This window comes from Silanimonas sp., from assembly GCF_044377035.1.
Lineage (GTDB): Bacteria > Pseudomonadota > Gammaproteobacteria > Xanthomonadales > Xanthomonadaceae > Silanimonas.
Genome location: NZ_JBILJW010000006.1, coordinates 72,577 through 87,717, shown reverse-complemented (window position 1 = coordinate 87,717; position 15,141 = coordinate 72,577). Strand labels below are relative to the sequence as shown.

The window sequence follows — 15,141 nt, the reverse complement described above, 5'->3', positions numbered from 1 at the left end:
CTCCGGCGGGGTTTTTCTTTGCTCATCCTGCCGGGAACACGCGAGCGCCTTACTCCTCGCGCTCTTCCTCGGTGCCGGACTCGGCGTCCGGGCGTTCGGACGGATCCTCGTCCATGTCCTCGGCTTCGGGCTGGCGGCGCGCGAGCGCTTCAGCGGCATCGGCCACCGCCTGCTGCTCGCCGCTGAGCTTGCCGATGTGGAAGGCCGCATAGCCCGGCAGAACCTGCTGGTTCAGCGACATGCCGAGGATGCGCCCGGGGAACGGCGCGAGGATCTCGGTTCGACGGCTGGTGATCGGATCGACGACGTAGCCCAGCGACTGGCCCGGCTTCACCGTCTGACCGAGCTGCACTTCGCTGAAGAGGAAGCCGCCGGCATTGGTGCGCACCCAGCTCGAATCCTGGTAGATCGGCGTGGCATCGGCGTCGTCGCCGGCATGCTCTTCCGACTCCAGCATCGCCATGCGGTGCATCAGCGCGCGGATGGCATCGGCCGCGGGCGCGATGTGCTCTTCCTCGAGGAAGTGTGGCGCACCGACCTCGAAAGTGACGGCCGGGATGCCGGTGCCCACCGCGGCGAGGCGCAGCATGCCGCGGGTGCCCGGACTGTGCAGCACGAGGGTGTTGCCGAAGCCGCGAGTGAACTCCAGCACCTCGGGGTTGGTGAGGTCGGCGCGGATCTGCGGCAGGTTGCTGCGCTGGAACGAACCGGTATGGAAGTCGACCAGCGCGTCGCAGCGCCGCACGATGTCGTTGAAGAACCCGTGCGCCAGCCGCGAGGCGATGCTGCCGCTGCGCGTGCCGGGGAAGTGCCGGTTGAGGTCGCGGCGGTCGGGCAGGTAGCGGTTGTTCCGGGTGAAGCCGAAGACGTTGACGATCGGCGCCACGACGAGCGTACCGTTGAGCCGGGTGGCGTCCACTTCGTCGCCAATGCGACGCGCGACCTCGATGCCGTTCAACTCGTCGCCGTGGATGCCGGCGATCAGGCAGAGCACCGGGCCCGGCTTGGCACCGTGCAGCACAGTGATGGGGCTGGGCAGCTCGCCGCGACCGATGCCGTCCGGCGGGCGCCACGAGAGGCGCTGGCGCGTGCCGGGCAGCACGAAGCGGTCGAGCATCTGGAACGGCGTGATCAGCTCGCCGGTGGCCTCGTCGTCCGGCGAGGTGGGCGCGGCGATCAACGGCGGTGGCTTCGGACCCACCGGCGTGGCGGCGCGCGGCGATTCGGCGGGGAAATCCTGCGGCGCGGCCGCCAGCGGCATCGCCGCCGCCAGGGTGGCGAGGGCGGCCAACACGGCGATGCGAAGACGGAAGGTCGACGCGGTGCCGAGCGCGCCTCCGGTGACCGGCCTCATTCCGCGGCCTTCCCGGCGCAACGCGCGCACACGCCCAGCACTTCGAGGTAGGACGAGGCCGGCTCGAAGCGCTGCGCGCGAGCGAGCGCATCGAGCTGCGCAGCCAACGTTTCGTCCTCGAGCTCCTGCGCGCTCTCGCAGGCTTTGCAGATGAGGATCGGCACCACGTGCCCGGCCAGCGGGTGGTGGCAGGCGAGGAAGGCGTTGATCGAGACGAGGCGATGGATGAAGCCGTTCTCGAGCAGGAAATCCAGCGCGCGATAGACCGTCGGCGGCGCCGACGCGCCCGGCCCGCCGCGCATGCGCTCCAACAGGTCGTAGGCCTTCACCGGCTTGCCGGCTTCGGCGATCTGCTTCAGGGCCTCGGCGCGGATCGGCGTGAGGTTCAGGCCGCGCTCGCGGCAGGCCTTCTCGACGGCAAGGACGAACTCGCCCGCCCCGTGCGTGTGCAGCTCGGGGTGGGCGCAGTCATGGTCGGCGTGGGCGTGCGGGCGTTCCGTGGCCATGGGCGACAGCCTAGCGCGAAGCCCGCGGTCAGGGCGCGCGGTCGGCGATCTTCTGCAGCGCGGCGTCGATGCGCTTCAACGCCTCGTCGCGACCCGCGAGGTAGACGGTGTGGTCGATCGACGGCGACACCTGGGTGCCGGTAATGGCCACGCGCAGCGGCTGCGCCAGCTTGCCCATGCCGATGCCCAGCGCCGCCACGGTGTCGGCGAGGCTCTGCTGCACGGCGGCAGGCGACCAGTCGGCCTGCGCGGCAATGCGGGTGCGGACGTCGGCCAGCGGCGCGGCGGCGCCCTCGACGAGGTGCTTGTCGACGGCGGCGCTGTCGTACTCGGCGAGCGGCGCGTACCAGACGCGGGCGCGCTCGGCCATTTCCTTCAGGGTCTTGCAGCGCTCGGCGAGCGCCACGACGACCTCGGTCGTCTTCGGGCCGCGGGTCGGGTCCATGCCCTGGTCGCGCAGGTGCCATTCGAGGTGCGCGGCGGTCGCGGCGGGATCGTCGGTCTTGAAGTAGTGCTGGTTCAGCCAGTCGAGCTTGTCGCGGTCGAAGCGCGAGGCGCTGTGGTTGACGTCCTCGACGCGGAACAGCCGCACCATGTCGGCAATCGAGAAGATCTCCTGGTCGCCGTAGCTCCAGCCGAGGCGCACGAGGTAGTTCAGCAGCGCGTGCGGCAGGTAGCCGTCGTCGCGCCACTGCATCACGCTCACCGCGCCGTGGCGCTTCGAGAGCTTGGTGCCGTCGGGCCCAAGGATCATCGGCAGGTGGGCGAAGCGCGGGGCCTTGGCGCCCAGGGCCTCGTAGATGTTGATCTGGCGCGGGGTATTGTTGACGTGGTCGTCGCCGCGGATCACGTCGGTGATCTGCATGTCGAGGTCGTCGACCACCACGGCGAAGTTGTAGGTCGGAAAGCCGTCCGAGCGCTCGATCACCAGATCGTCGAGTTCGGCATTGGCCCACTCGATGCGGCCCTTCACGGCGTCGTGGAAGACCACGCTGCCGCCTTCCGGATTGCGGAAGCGGATGACGCGGTTCGGGTCGTCACGGTAGGGCGCGTTCTCGGTGCGGTACTTGCCCGAATAGCGCGGCTTGATGCCGGCTGCCATCGCGGCGTCGCGCGCGGCCTGGATCTCGTCCTTGGTCTCGTAAGCGTAGTAGGCCTTGCCGGCCTGCACCAGCTCCGAGGCCACCTGGCGGTAACGCTCGAGGCGGTGGGTCTGGTAGATCGGGCCCTCGTCGGGGTTCAGCCCCAGCCAAGCCATGCCGTCGAGGATCGCCTGCACCGCTTCCGGCGTGCTGCGCTCCTGGTCGGTGTCCTCGACGCGCAGCACGAACTGGCCGCCGCGGCTGCGCGATTCCAGCCAGCAGTAGAGCGCGGTGCGGGCGCCGCCGATGTGCAGGTAACCGGTGGGGCTGGGCGCGAAGCGGGTGCGACAGGTCATGGGTGCGGCCGGGTCGGAAACGGGAACGCGCCGGCAGGGGGCCGGCGCGAGGGGCGCTAGTGTACGTCGAGTGGCGGGCCCCATAATCCCCACATCCCCGTCTTCACACCCAAGGCCGATCCATGCGCCTGATGCTTGCCGCCCTGCTGCTGGCCGCCCTGCCCGCCTTCACCCTGGCCGTGCCGGCCGCCGCGCCGACGCTTCCCGCGCCGACTGCGCCGGCCGTGCCGATGGAGCGCGTGGCGCTCGAAACCAGCGCCGGGCGCATCGTGCTCGAGCTCGACCCGGGCAAGGCCCCGCAGACGGTGGCGAACTTCCTCGCCTACGTGGAATCGGGCCACTACAACGGCACGATCTTCCATCGCGTGGTGCCCAACCTGCTGGTCCAGGGCGGCGCCTTCACGCCCGACCTGCAGCCCAAGCCGGAGCGCGCCCCGGTCTCGCTGGAAGCCGGCAACGGCCTGAACAACCTGCGCGGCACCATCGCCGCCGCACGCCGGCCGGACACCCGGGATTCGGCGACGGCGCAGTTCTTCATCAACGTCGTCGACAACCCCCAGTTCGACCCGGTGGACCCGGCCAACGACATCGGGGCGGGTTACGCCGTCTTCGGACGCGTGGTCGAGGGCATGGACGTGGTGGACGCGATGCGCAAGGCCGAGACCGGCGCGCAGGGCCCGTTCCCTTCGCGCGTGCCGAACCAGGCCATCGTCATCGAGCGTGCCGTGCGGCTGCCCGGTACGGCGCAATGACGACGCTGTTCCTGTCCGACCTGCATCTCGACGAATCGCGGCCGGAAACGACGGCGCAATTCGAAGCGTTCTGCGCCGGCGAGGCGCGCGAGGCCGAGGCGGTCTACTTGCTTGGCGACCTGTTCGAAGCCTTCCTCGGCGACGACGACGACGGCGAGATCGCGAACCGTGTGGCCACGGCGACGCGCACGCTGCGCGACGCCGGCATCCCGGTAGCCTTCCTGCGCGGCAACCGCGATTTCCTCGTCGGTTCCGACTACGCGGCACGCGCCGGCTGGACCCTGCTGCCCGATCCAGCGGTCATCCTGCTGGACGGCGAACCGACGCTGCTGATGCACGGCGACTTGCTCTGCCTCGACGACGTGGCCTACCAAGGCTTCCGCCGCCAAGTGCGCGATCCGGCTTGGCAGCAAGGCTTCCTCGCACAGCCTTTGGCCGCGCGTCGCGCCTTCGCCGCACAGGCCCGCGCCGCCAGCGCCGCGGCGCAGTCCGGCCGTGACGAGAGCATCGGCGACGTCACGCCCGCCGAAGTCGAACGCGTGATGGCTTTCTACGGCGTGCGGCGACTGATCCACGGCCATACGCATCGGCCGGCGATGCATTCCGTGAACCTGCCGGACGGCCGGACCGGCCAGCGCATCGTGCTGGGCGACTGGTACGACCAGGGCTCGGTGCTGCGCGTCGATCGCGATGGCTTCGCGCTGAGCCGGCCGGCCTAGTCGGTCCGGCTGAACGCGGCACGGCCCCTCAGCCCGCGAACGCGACGCCGCCGATCGGCTGCAGGCGAACGTGCTCGCCACGGCGCGGCAAAGCCTGCGCCGCATCGAGGTCGACTTCGATCACGCCACCCTGCCCGGCCACGCTAAGTTCCAGGGTGTTGCGCGCGCCGATGCGCCGCAGGCCGCGCACTTCGGCCGGGAGACCGGCACCGTCGTCGACCACGCGCAGCTCGTAGGGCCGGAGGTGTAAGCCGGCGGGCCCGAGCGCACCGCCGATGCGGCGAGCCACCGGGACGACGGCGTCGATGCCGGGAACGCGAAAACCCTCGGCCACAAGCTCGCCGTCGATGCGGCCACCACGGCCGATGAAGTCGAACACGAAGCGGCTCTGCGGGTGGCGGTACACGTCGTCCGGCGTGCCCACCTGCTCGATGCGCCCGGCGTTGAACACCACCACGCGGTCGGCAAGCTCCAGCGCTTCTTCCTGATCGTGGGTGACGAACAGCGTGGTGTGGCCGGTGTCGTCGTGCACCTGGCGCAGCCAGCGCCGCAGCTCGACGCGCACCTTCGCATCGAGCGCACCGAAGGGCTCGTCGAGCAGCAGCAGGCGCGGCTGGATGGCCAGGGCACGCGCAAGCGCCACCCGCTGGCGCTGGCCGCCGCTGAGCTGCTCGGGGTAACGGCCGCCATAGCCGCCGAGCTGCATGCGCTCCAGCAGGTCCTCGACCCGCCGAGCGATCTCCGCCTTCGACGGTCGCTCGCTCCTCGGCTGGCTTTCCGGGCCGAAGGCGATGTTCTCGGCGACCGTCAGGTGCTTGAACAGCGCGTAATGCTGGAACACGAAGCCGACGCGCCGCTCGCGCAGGCTGAGCGCCGTGGCGTCGAGGTCGCCGAAGAGGATGCGGCCGGCATCGACCGGCAGCAGGCCGGCGATGGCCCGCAGCAGGGTCGTCTTGCCCGAGCCCGAGGGCCCGAGCAGCGCGATCAATTCGCCGCTGCCGACGGCGAGGTCGACGCGGTCCAGGGCGACGGTGCTGGCGAAGCGCTTCGACAGGCCTTCGAGCGTGAGTTGCATGGGTGTCTCCTCAGTGCCGCGCGCCGGCGGCGAGCGCGTCGCCATGGCGGTGTTCGAGCCAGGCCTTCGCCACGAGCGTGACGAGGGCCAGCAGGGTGAGCAGGGACGCGACCGCAAAGGCCGCCTGGAACTGGAATTCGCCGTGCAGGATCTCGACCTGCAGGGGCAAGGTGTTGGTGAGCCCACGGATGTGCCCCGAAACCACCGACACCGCGCCGAACTCGCCCATCGCGCGGGCGTTGCAGAGCAGCACGCCGTAGAGCAGCGCCCACTTGATGTTGGGCAAGGTGACCCGCCAGAACAGGCGCAGGCCGCCCGCCCCGAGCGAAGCGGCGGCCTCCTCTTCATCGCGACCCTGCGATTGCATCAAGGGGATCAGCTCGCGAGCGACGAAGGGAAAGGTGACGAAGACCGTCGCCATCACGATGCCGGGCGTGGCGAACAGGATCGGGATGTCATGCGCTTGCAGCCAAGCGCCGAACCAACCGTGCGCGCCGAACAGCAGCACCAGCACGAGGCCGGAAACGACCGGCGAGATCGCGAACGGCAGGTCGATCAGGGCCAGCAGCAGGCGCTTGCCGCGGAACTCGAACTTCGTCACCGCCCACGCGGTGGCGAGGCCGAAGACCGCGTTCAAGGGCACGGCGATGGCGGCGACGGTGAGCGTGAGCGCGATGGCGGCGCGGGTGTCGGGTTCATCGACGGCCGCCCACCAGGCCTGCACGCCCTGGGCGAACGCCTCCACCATCACCACGGCGAGCGGCAGCAGCACCAAGGCCGCCATCAGGCCGACCGCCAGCACGATCAGCAGCACCCGCAGCCACAGCGGTTCGTCGAGGGCGCGATCAGCCATGGCGGGTCTTCCGCTGCAGCAGGCCCAGGGCCAGCAGGGTGAGGAAGCTGATGGCGAGCATCAGCGTGGCGATGCCGGTGGCGCCGGCGTAGTCGTACTCCTCGAGCCGGATCACGATCAGCAGCGGCGCGATCTCGGAGACGAAGGGGATGTTGCCGGCGATGAAGATCACCGAGCCGTACTCGCCGAGGCCGCGGGCGAAGGCGAGGCTGAAGCCGGTCAGGATGGCCGGCCGCAGTGGCGGGAACACCACCCGTCGCAGGATGGTCCAGCGCGAGGCCCCGAGCGTGGCCGCGGCCTCCTCGAACTCGCGGGTAGCGGTTTCGAGGATGGGCTGGAGCGTGCGCACCGCGAACGGCAGACCGATGAACACGAGGGCCAGCACGATGCCCGCCGGGCGCTGGGCGACCGTGATGCCTTGCGGCTCGAGGAATTGCCCGAGCCAGCCCGTCCCGGAATACAGCGCCGTCAGCGCGATGCCGGCCACGGCGGTGGGCAGGGCGAACGGCAGGTCGACCATCGCATCGATCAGCCTCCGGCCCGGGAACGAGTAACGCACCAGCACCCAGGCGATCAGCGTGCCGACCACGGACGCGATGCCGGCGGCGAGGAAGGCCGTGGAAAAGCTCAGCCACAGCGCCTGCTGGACGCGCTCGCTCTGCAGCAGCTGCCACCAACCCCCGAGGCCGAGATCGACACTACGCAACACCAGCGCGGCCAGCGGCAGCAGGATCACCGCGCCCAGCCACGCCAGCGACAGGCCGAGCGTGAGGCCGAAGCCCGGCACCGGGTCGCGCCAGCGCGGGCGCGACGCGCTGCCACCGCCGGCGGCTGCCGGCGACGACGTCTCCAGTGGCGTTCGTTCGATCACGGCACTCATCGGACTCAACGCGCCCCGGGCTGGAAGATCTGGTCGAACACGCCGCCCTCGGCGAAGTGCGTCGTGTGGGCCTGCGCCCAGCCACCGAAGTGGGCGATATCGACGAGTTCGATCGGCTTGAAGGGCGCGAGCAGCGACGGATCGAGCCCCTCGCGGCGCGACGGGCGGAAGTGGTGCTTGGCGGCCAGCGCCTGCCCGGCCGGCGTGTAGAGGAATTCGAGGTAGGCCTGCGCCACCGCGCGGGTGCCGCGGGCATCGACGTTCCGATCAACCAAGGCCACCGGCGGCTCGGCGTGGATCGACAACGACGGCACGACCAGTTCGTACTGGTCGCCGCCGGGCTGCGCCAGCACGAGCAACGCCTCGTTCTCCCACGCGACCAGCACGTCGCCGATGCGCCGCTGCACGAAGGTCGTGGTCGAACCGCGCGCTCCGGTGTCGAGCAGCGGCGCGTTGCGATAGACCGAACCGACGAAGGCGCGGATCTTCGCCTCGTCGTTGGCGAACGCGCGCTGCGCCCACGCCCACGCGGCGAGGTAGTTCCAGCGCGCGCCGCCCGAGGTCTTCGGGTTCGGCGTGACCACGGCCACGCCCGGTTTCGCGAGGTCGCCCCAGTCCCGGATGCCCTTCGGATTGCCCTTGCGGACGAGGAAGACGATCGTCGACGTGTACGGCGAACTGTTGTTCGGCAGCCGCGACTGCCAGTTCGCCGGCAGCGCGCGCGCATGGGTGGCGATGCTGTCGATGTCGCCGGAGAGCGCCAGCGTCACCACGTCGGCGCGCAGGCCGTCGATGACCGAGCGGGCCTGCTTTCCGGAGCCGCCGTGCGAGGTCTGGACGCGCAGGTCCTCGCCCGTCTTCGCCTTCCACTGCGCGGCGAACGCGGCGTTGACGTCCTGATAGAGCTCGCGCGTGGGGTCGTAGCTTGCGTTGAGCAATTCGACGGTCCGGGTCGCCGGGAGGGGCGCACCATCCGCCGAAGATTCCCTGTGACAGCCGAACGACAGTCCGAGAACGACAGCCGCCACAGGAAGGATTTGGAGAAAAGTCCGGACATTCATGCCCGACATTCCAATCCACGCCGCTCCAGCGGCGGAAACGCCGGCGGGGCATGTGCTTATGCCCCGGCGCGAACCGGCGGACCGATGCCCGCCGAAACCCTCAGCGGCGGCGCCCGCCCAGCAGGCCGCCGACGAGCACAACGGCATCGTCCACGCCGAACTTGCCATCACCGGTCTGGTCGAACAGCGCGCCGACGTCGGCGAGGTTGAGCTTGCCGTCGCCGTTCTGGTCGAGCGTGCGGGTGAAGAACGCACCGACGTCGTCGAGGCCCAGCTTGCCGTCGCCGTTCTGGTCGAGGCCACGGACGATGCCGTTCCACAGGCCGCCCGCACTGTCGACGACGCTGTTGCGCGTATCGCGCAGGCGGTCGCCCACCGCGTCGAGGCTGCGGGCGCGCGCGGCATGGGCAAGGAACTGAGCGCGGCCGACGTAAGCGCGCAGCGCGGCCGGGTCGTCAAGCGCGCCTTGCACCGCGTGGAACGCGGAAAGATCAGCGTTGCTGAGCAGGTGGTCGATGCCCTTCAGCCCATGTGCCTGCGCTTCATCGGCGATGGCCTGCGCGGTGGCGCGCAGTTCCTCCAGTGATTCGAAACGCTCGGGCGGCAGGCGGCGCAGGCGGTCCGCGGCGGCATCGAACAGCGTGTCGTTGAGTCGGCGACGGGTGTCGGCATCGCCGTCGCCCGAAGCGTGGGTCGTCGCGGCGAGGAGATCGGAGGTATCGAAGCGCATCGGAACGCTCGCTCTGGCAGGGGGGTGCGTGCAGGCTAGCGCGCGTGCACGCCGGTGCCCATCGTCCTCGCGCCGGATTTGACTATTCCTGTGTGCGATCGTGAACCTTGTTGTGTTTGTTGCGGTGTCGACGATGCCCCCTGAAGGCCATCAGCCCGGCGCCAGCTCGCCGCGTTCGATCGCCGCGATTTCCTCGTCGTCGAAGCCCGCGCGTCGGCGTGCATCCCAATTGAAGGGGCCCTGCACCGCGCGGCTGGCATGCGCGCGCACCAGACCCGCGAAGGTCGGCCACGGCTTCAATCCGTCGCGCTCGCACAACCAGCGGAACCAGCGCGAGCCGGCCGCCACGTGGGCCACCTCTTCGCGCAGGATCACCTCGAGCACCGCGATGCTTTCGGCATCGCCGACACCACGGAGACGCTCGATCAGGCCGGGCGTGACATCGAGGCCGCGCGCTTCCAGCACGCGCGGCACCAAAGCCATACGCGCCAGCGCGCTTTGCGCGGTCTTCTCCGCCATCTCCCACAGGCCGTTATGCGCATCGAAATCGCCATAGGCGTGGCCGAGCTCGGTGAGCCGTGCGGCCAGCAGCTGGAAATGTCGCGCCTCGTCGTCGGCGGTGCCGACGAAATCGGCGGCGAATTCCGCAGCTACATCGGCAGGAAACTCGCGGAAGCGGTAGACCGCATCCCAAGCGAGGTCGACGGCGTTGAGCTCGATGTGGGCGATGGCGTGCAGGAAGGCCGCGCGGCCCGCCGTGCTGCCCAGCCCGCGCTTCGGCAGGTGCTTCGGATGCACCAGCCGTGGGCGCTCGGGACGGCCGGGGAATCGAATCGGTTCCGGCGGCGGCGCATCAGCTTCGGGCGGCAACGCGCCGGCGAAGAAGGCCGCTGCGTAGACGCGGGTCTTCGCGCACTTGGCCTGCGGATCGGCGGTGGCGAGGCAGTCGGCCGCCGCGGCGTAAAGACCCGTGGTGGCGCCCTGCCCCATCGCCGCGTGCTCGATCAGCCGCGCGCGGCCTTGGCCGCGTCGCTGCGCACGCCCTTCAGCGTGTCGAAATAGCCCTCGGCCACGCCGGTGACGTAATCGCCGGAGAAGCAGGAAGTATCGAAGCCGCTGATGCGGTGCTTCGGGCCCGACACGGCTTCCTCGAGGTCCGGCAGTTCCTGGTAGATCAGCCAGTCGCAGCCGAGGTGGCGCTGGATCTCTTCCTCGGTGCGCCCATGCGCCACCAGTTCCTCGGCGGCCGGCATGTCGATGCCGTAGATGTTCGGATGGCGCACCGGCGGCGCGGCGGAGGCGAGGTACACCTTCTTGGCTCCGGCCTCGCGCGCCATCTGCACGATCTGCTGGCTGGTGGTGCCACGCACGATGGAGTCGTCCACCAGCAGCACCACGCGGTCGCGGAACTCCAGCGGGATCGGGTTCAACTTGCGGCGCACCGACTTCGTGCGCAGCTCCTGCCCCGGCATGATGAAGGTGCGGCCCACGTAGCGGTTCTTGACGAAGCCCTCGCGGTACTTCACGCCGATCACGTTGGCGATCTCCAGCGCGGCGTCGCGCGAGGAATCCGGGATGGGGATGACGGTGTCGATGTCGTGGTCGGGCCGCAGGCGGAGGATCTTCTCGCCGAGCTTCTGGCCCATGCGCATGCGCGCCTTGTGCACCGAGACGTTGTCGATCATCGAATCCGGGCGCGCGAAGTAGACGAACTCGAAGATGCAGGGCGCGAAGCGGCCCGGCTCGGCCACGACCTCGGCATGCAGCTGGCCGTCGGCGGTGACCACGATCGCCTCGCCAGGCTTCACGTCGCGCACCAGCTTGAAGCCCAACAGATCGAGCGCGACCGACTCCGAGGCCACCGCGTACTCGTCGCCCTCGGGCGTCTCGCGCTTGCCGAGCACCAGCGGGCGGATGCCGTTCGGATCGCGGAAGGCGACGAGGCCGAGGCCCAACACCAACGAGACGATGGCGTAACCACCCTTGCAGCGACGGTGCACGGCGCCCACGGCGGCCAGCGCCGACGCCGGCATCAGCGCGCCGCGCTCGGCCAGCTCGTGCGCCAGCACGTGCATCAGCACTTCGGAATCGGATTCGGTGTTGACGTGGCGGCGGTCCTGCTCGAACACCTCGCGGCGCAGGGCCTCGGTGTTGATCAGGTTGCCGTTGTGCGCGAGGGCGATGCCCCAGGGCGCGCCGGTGTAGAAGGGCTGCGCTTCGTCCGAGCCGGCCGAGCCGGCGGTCGGGTAGCGGCAGTGGCCGATACCCATGCGGCCGGTGAGCTCGCGCACGCCGTCGTTCGCGAACACGTCGCTGACGAGGCCGGTGCCCTTGTGCAGGCGGAAACGCGAGCCGTCGACGGTGGCGATGCCAGCGGCGTCCTGGCCGCGGTGCTGCAGCACGGTCAGGCCGTCGTACAAACGCGCCGCGACGTCGCTACGGCCGACGATGCCGATGATTCCGCACATTCAGTTGGACTCCGGGTTCGGATGCTGGGTGTTGGCGGGGTCGCTCGAGGGCGCGTCGAGCGCCGAAGCGCCCACGCGCGCGGGGTCGCCGCTGGTCGATGTGCCGGGCGCGATCCGCGCGGCATCGCCGGCGACGGGCACGCCGGACGGCGCGCCCAGGCCGGCCTGCGCCGCCCACTGGCGAAGCATGGGATTGCCTTCCTGCGGCATCACGCCGAGCCACTGCGCGGCGTGCGCGATATCGAGACCGGCGATTGGCGGCAAGGTGCTGGCGGGCGCGGCGCCCGTCGCGTCGGCAGCGTCCGACATGGCGGCATGGCCGTCGTTGGCCATCGACGGCAGCGCATTGAGGGCCGGGGCGGCAAAGGCCACGAGCTCGGAACCGTCGGGCAACTGCGCGACGATCCAGCCGGCGGGCACGGTGAACACCGGCATCAGCGCGGATTCGCGCCAGAGGGTGGCCCGCGACCACGGAGTGAACGACACCAGCAGCACCACGGCAAGCACTATGGCGTAGCCGCGCGCCGCGCCGAAGCCGAAGCCGAGCATACGGTCGGTGCCTGAGAGCCCGGCCCCATGCAGCAGGGTGCGCAACAGCCACACGGCGATGTTCCCGACCACCACGACCAGGGCGAAGGTCGCGCCGTAGCCGGCCAGAGCGCGCAGCAGTGGCGTTTCGATGCCGGTGAATTCAGCCGCCGCGACATCGCCGAACGCGACGGTGAGCCAGAGCGCAGCCACCCAGACCAGCAGCGACAGCACCTCGGTCAACATCCCCCGGATGGCGCCAAGGAGTGCTGAAAGCCCGATGACAACAAGGATGGCGGTGTCGAGGCCGGTCACGGGTGCGGAACGACGATCCCGGACACGCCGAGCTTCGCGGCGGCGTCCGACTTGATGCGCTCGGCTTCGGCGCGATCGGCTGCGGGACCGAGGCGCACGCGCCACAGGGCGCCGTTGGCGGTCGGCACGCGCTGTTCGAATGCGGCGAAGCCGGCGGCACGGGCGCGGGCGACGAGCGCCTGCGCATCGCCCTGACTGGCGAAAGCGCCCAGCTGCACGGCGAAGCCGCTGGCGCTGACGGTGGCGCGCGGGGCCTCCGCGGCGGGACGCGGCGCGGTGGCGGCTGCCTGGGGTGCTGGCGCTGGCGCGGCGTCGCCGGTGGCGACCGCCGCAGAACCGGAGATCGCGGCCGTGCGCACGCGCGCGGCTTCGGCCGCCGCACGGGTGGCGAACGGGCCGACCTTGACGCGAGTGGCGGGCTGGCCGTTCACCTGCGTGGCTTCGGTGTAGGCCGGCAGCCCGGAGGATTTCAGCCGCGCAACCAGGGCGTCGGCATTGGCTCGGGTGCCAAAGCTTCCGGCAGTGACGCTGTAGTCGCCGGCCGCGACCGCAGCCGGCGCCACGGGGGCAGGTGGCGGGGCGGCCGGAGCCGGAGCCGGCCCCGACGCCGGCGCCGGCGGCGGTGCGACCGGTGCTGGTGCGGGCGTGGCGACAGCAGGCGCGGGCGTCACGGCGGCAGGCGTCGCTTCACCCGCGGTCGGCGCAGGAGCCGTCGGGGCCGGCGTCGGCACGCCGGTGGCGGCGTCGACCGGCACCGCGGTGGCGGCCTCGAGGGCATCGACACGAGGCGCGAGGTTGGCCGTCGCATCAACGGTGGCGAGAGCATTCGGGTCGGCCGGATCGGCGGCGGTCACGCCTTCGGCCACCGGGGTCGGTGTTGCGACCGGCGGGCCCAGCGGGATCTCGCGGGTGACGAATTCGCCGTCCGGCGCGTCCGGCACGGTGATCGGCACTTCGGCCGCATCGGCGGCGCCTTTCGACTCGGGGCCGATGACGATCATGGGGATGAAGATCACCGCCAGTGCACCGAGCACCAGCGCACCGATGAGGCGCTGCTTGACCTTGACGTCCATCGAGGTTCCGAACGGAGGGGACACGGAATTATAGGCGGTCACCCCACCGCTGCCCCAGCTAGACCGCGGGCCGGGGTTCAGGCAGGGGCGCCCGCCAGCGCGGCCACGGTGTGGAAACTGCCGAAGACGAGGACCCGACCGCCCTCACCTGCTGCGTCGCGTGCCGCCCAGAGCGCGTGATCGAGGGCCCCATGGGCGTGGACCGCCGTCGCTCCGCCCGCCCGCACACGGGCTTCGAGCGCCTCGACCGGAAGCCCCCGCGAGCCGGCGTCGGTGATCGGGCCAAGGTGCCAGGCGGCGATGTGCGGCACCAATGAGGCCACGACGCCTTCGATGTCCTTGTCGCCCAGCGCCGAGAACACCGCCACCGTCGGCTTCGGATTCGCTGCCAGCCACGCGGCGAGCTGGCGCGCGCCCTGCGGGTTGTGGGCGACATCGACCACCACCTCGGGCGACTCACCGATGCGTTGCAGGCGGCCGGGAACGCGGGCTTCGGCCACCCCGCGGGCAAAGGCCTCGTCGGCGATGGAGAGCGGCGAGGCCCGCAACGCCGCGACCGCGGCGGCGGCGTTGTCGACCTGTACCGGCGCGGCCAGCGCCGGGTAAGGCAGGGCGAGCTGGAAGCCCGGCTCGCGCCAGACCCAGTGGTCCTCGAAGCGGTCGACGAGGTAATCGCTGTGCCCGCGGATGGCGATGGTGCCCAGCGCGTAGGCGCGGCGCAGCACGCTGCTGGGCGGGTCCTTCTCGCCGAACACGGCGATCTTCCCGGCCCGCAGGATGCCGGCCTTTTCGGCGCCGATGCTCTCGCGGTCGGGGCCGAGGTAGTCCATGTGGTCGAGGTCGACGGTGGTGATGACCGCCACGTCGGCGTCGACGAGGTTCGTCGCATCGAGCCGGCCGCCGAGGCCCACTTCGAGGATGGCAAGGTCGAGCCCGGCGCGTTCGAACAGGTCGAAGGCCGCCAGCGTGGCGTATTCGAAATAGGTGATCGGCGTGTCGCCGCGCGCGGCGTCGATGCGCTCGAAAGCCGCGACGATGGCTTCATCGGAAGCCTCGACGCCGTCGATGCGGATCCGCTCGTTGAAGCGCCACAGGTGCGGCGAGGTATAGGTACCCACGCGGAGGCCGGCCGCGCGGGCGATGGCCTCGAGGAAGGCGACGGTGCTGCCCTTGCCGTTGGTGCCGCCGACGGTGATGACGCAGGGCGCGGGCTTTGGCGCGAGGCGCATCGCCTCCGCGACGGCGCGCACCCGCTCAAGGCCCATGGCGATGGCCTGCGGGTGCTGCTGCTGGATGCGGAGAAGCCAGTCGGAGAGCGGAAGCGGCATGGGTTCACGGCGGCGAAGCGGGCCGCCATTATCGCCGCTGGCTTCCCCGTGTTGGACGCGC

15 protein-coding genes are annotated in these 15,141 nt (G+C 70.7%); 2 read left to right on the top strand and 13 right to left on the bottom strand.

What is annotated here, in order from left to right; translation table 11 throughout:
- Nucleotides 1-49 precede the first annotated feature (49 nt).
- Genes ACIQ6S_RS04785 through gltX form a run of 3 tightly spaced genes read right to left on the bottom strand, consistent with a single transcriptional unit; the run spans nucleotide 50 to nucleotide 3,298 of the window.
- Complete coding sequence (locus tag ACIQ6S_RS04785; protein ID WP_397607357.1) at nucleotides 50-1,354, bottom strand: succinylglutamate desuccinylase/aspartoacylase family protein; 1,305 nt, start codon at nucleotides 1,352-1,354, stop codon at nucleotides 50-52.
- A complete protein-coding gene (locus tag ACIQ6S_RS04780) occupies nucleotides 1,351-1,860 on the bottom strand; it encodes a Fur family transcriptional regulator (RefSeq protein WP_297867227.1) in 510 nt (169 codons plus the stop codon). The genes ACIQ6S_RS04785 and ACIQ6S_RS04780 overlap by 4 nt, the downstream gene beginning before the upstream one ends.
- Nucleotides 1,861-1,888: 28 nt before the next feature.
- A complete protein-coding gene (gltX, locus tag ACIQ6S_RS04775; protein ID WP_397607356.1) occupies nucleotides 1,889-3,298 on the bottom strand; it encodes a glutamate--tRNA ligase in 1,410 nt (469 codons plus the stop codon).
- A gap of 122 nt (nucleotides 3,299-3,420) precedes the next feature.
- Between gltX and ACIQ6S_RS04770 the strand changes: the two genes are divergently transcribed.
- Both ACIQ6S_RS04770 and ACIQ6S_RS04765 read left to right on the top strand, forming a co-directional pair.
- The gene (locus ACIQ6S_RS04770) at nucleotides 3,421-4,050 is read left to right on the top strand and encodes a peptidylprolyl isomerase (protein ID WP_397607355.1); all 630 of its coding nucleotides are present in this window, start codon (nucleotides 3,421-3,423) and stop codon (nucleotides 4,048-4,050) included.
- On the top strand, nucleotides 4,047-4,769 hold the full coding sequence (locus ACIQ6S_RS04765) for a UDP-2,3-diacylglucosamine diphosphatase (protein WP_397607354.1): 723 nt from the start codon (nucleotides 4,047-4,049) through the stop codon (nucleotides 4,767-4,769). The genes ACIQ6S_RS04770 and ACIQ6S_RS04765 overlap by 4 nt, the downstream gene beginning before the upstream one ends.
- Nucleotides 4,770-4,797: 28 nt before the next feature.
- Here the strand turns inward: ACIQ6S_RS04765 and ACIQ6S_RS04760 are convergent, their stop codons facing one another.
- The 10 genes from ACIQ6S_RS04760 to folC all read right to left on the bottom strand — a co-directional run bounded on the left by ACIQ6S_RS04760 (nucleotide 4,798) and on the right by folC (nucleotide 15,080).
- Entirely contained in the window at nucleotides 4,798-5,844 is a 1,047-nt protein-coding gene (locus tag ACIQ6S_RS04760) for a sulfate/molybdate ABC transporter ATP-binding protein (RefSeq protein ID WP_397607353.1), read from the bottom strand.
- Between the two features lie 10 nt (nucleotides 5,845-5,854).
- The gene (gene cysW, locus ACIQ6S_RS04755; protein WP_397607352.1) at nucleotides 5,855-6,697 is read right to left on the bottom strand and encodes a sulfate ABC transporter permease subunit CysW; all 843 of its coding nucleotides are present in this window, start codon (nucleotides 6,695-6,697) and stop codon (nucleotides 5,855-5,857) included.
- Complete coding sequence (gene cysT / locus ACIQ6S_RS04750; RefSeq protein WP_397607416.1) at nucleotides 6,690-7,484, bottom strand: sulfate ABC transporter permease subunit CysT; 795 nt, start codon at nucleotides 7,482-7,484, stop codon at nucleotides 6,690-6,692. The genes cysW and cysT overlap by 8 nt, the downstream gene beginning before the upstream one ends.
- Before the next feature lie 98 nt (nucleotides 7,485-7,582).
- Nucleotides 7,583-8,638, bottom strand: a complete 1,056-nt coding sequence (locus ACIQ6S_RS04745; protein WP_397607351.1) for a sulfate ABC transporter substrate-binding protein — start codon at nucleotides 8,636-8,638, stop codon at nucleotides 7,583-7,585.
- Between the two features lie 100 nt (nucleotides 8,639-8,738).
- Nucleotides 8,739-9,368, bottom strand: a complete 630-nt coding sequence (locus ACIQ6S_RS04740; RefSeq protein ID WP_397607350.1) for an XVIPCD domain-containing protein — start codon at nucleotides 9,366-9,368, stop codon at nucleotides 8,739-8,741.
- A 150-nt stretch (nucleotides 9,369-9,518) separates the two neighbouring features.
- Nucleotides 9,519-10,358 (bottom strand): ferritin-like domain-containing protein, encoded by an 840-nt coding sequence (locus ACIQ6S_RS04735; protein WP_397572075.1) that lies wholly within the window; start codon nucleotides 10,356-10,358, stop codon nucleotides 9,519-9,521.
- Nucleotides 10,359-10,372: 14 nt separating this feature from the next.
- Nucleotides 10,373-11,836, bottom strand: coding sequence for an amidophosphoribosyltransferase (gene purF, locus ACIQ6S_RS04730; protein WP_397607349.1), 1,464 nt, complete (start codon nucleotides 11,834-11,836; stop codon nucleotides 10,373-10,375).
- Nucleotides 11,837-12,679 carry a CvpA family protein gene (locus ACIQ6S_RS04725; RefSeq protein WP_397607348.1) on the bottom strand — a complete coding sequence of 281 codons (843 nt, stop codon included), beginning with the start codon at nucleotides 12,677-12,679 and terminating at the stop codon, nucleotides 11,837-11,839.
- A complete protein-coding gene (locus tag ACIQ6S_RS04720) occupies nucleotides 12,676-13,752 on the bottom strand; it encodes an SPOR domain-containing protein (RefSeq protein ID WP_397607347.1) in 1,077 nt (358 codons plus the stop codon). The genes ACIQ6S_RS04725 and ACIQ6S_RS04720 overlap by 4 nt, the downstream gene beginning before the upstream one ends.
- A gap of 77 nt (nucleotides 13,753-13,829) precedes the next feature.
- Nucleotides 13,830-15,080 (bottom strand): bifunctional tetrahydrofolate synthase/dihydrofolate synthase, encoded by a 1,251-nt coding sequence (folC, locus tag ACIQ6S_RS04715; RefSeq protein ID WP_397607346.1) that lies wholly within the window; start codon nucleotides 15,078-15,080, stop codon nucleotides 13,830-13,832.
- Between the last annotated feature and the right edge of the window lie 61 nt (nucleotides 15,081-15,141).

Bases quoted from the DNA above. Each gene is read 5' to 3' on its own strand.
- purF (WP_397607349.1), bottom strand. From the start codon at position 11,836: ATGTGCGGAATCATCGGCATCGTCGGCCGTAGCGACGTCGCGGCGCGT.
- gltX (WP_397607356.1), bottom strand. From the start codon at position 3,298: ATGACCTGTCGCACCCGCTTCGCGCCCAGCCCCACCGGTTACCTGCAC.
- ACIQ6S_RS04745 (WP_397607351.1), bottom strand. From the start codon at position 8,638: ATGAATGTCCGGACTTTTCTCCAAATCCTTCCTGTGGCGGCTGTCGTT.
- ACIQ6S_RS04740 (WP_397607350.1), bottom strand. From the start codon at position 9,368: ATGCGCTTCGATACCTCCGATCTCCTCGCCGCGACGACCCACGCTTCG.
- ACIQ6S_RS04770 (WP_397607355.1), top strand. From the start codon at position 3,421: ATGCGCCTGATGCTTGCCGCCCTGCTGCTGGCCGCCCTGCCCGCCTTC.
- ACIQ6S_RS04735 (WP_397572075.1), bottom strand. From the start codon at position 10,358: ATGGGGCAGGGCGCCACCACGGGTCTTTACGCCGCGGCGGCCGACTGC.
- ACIQ6S_RS04720 (WP_397607347.1), bottom strand. From the start codon at position 13,752: ATGGACGTCAAGGTCAAGCAGCGCCTCATCGGTGCGCTGGTGCTCGGT.
- ACIQ6S_RS04780 (WP_297867227.1), bottom strand. From the start codon at position 1,860: ATGGCCACGGAACGCCCGCACGCCCACGCCGACCATGACTGCGCCCAC.
- folC (WP_397607346.1), bottom strand. From the start codon at position 15,080: ATGCCGCTTCCGCTCTCCGACTGGCTTCTCCGCATCCAGCAGCAGCAC.
- ACIQ6S_RS04785 (WP_397607357.1), bottom strand. From the start codon at position 1,354: ATGAGGCCGGTCACCGGAGGCGCGCTCGGCACCGCGTCGACCTTCCGT.
- cysW (WP_397607352.1), bottom strand. From the start codon at position 6,697: ATGGCTGATCGCGCCCTCGACGAACCGCTGTGGCTGCGGGTGCTGCTG.
- ACIQ6S_RS04760 (WP_397607353.1), bottom strand. From the start codon at position 5,844: ATGCAACTCACGCTCGAAGGCCTGTCGAAGCGCTTCGCCAGCACCGTC.
- ACIQ6S_RS04765 (WP_397607354.1), top strand. From the start codon at position 4,047: ATGACGACGCTGTTCCTGTCCGACCTGCATCTCGACGAATCGCGGCCG.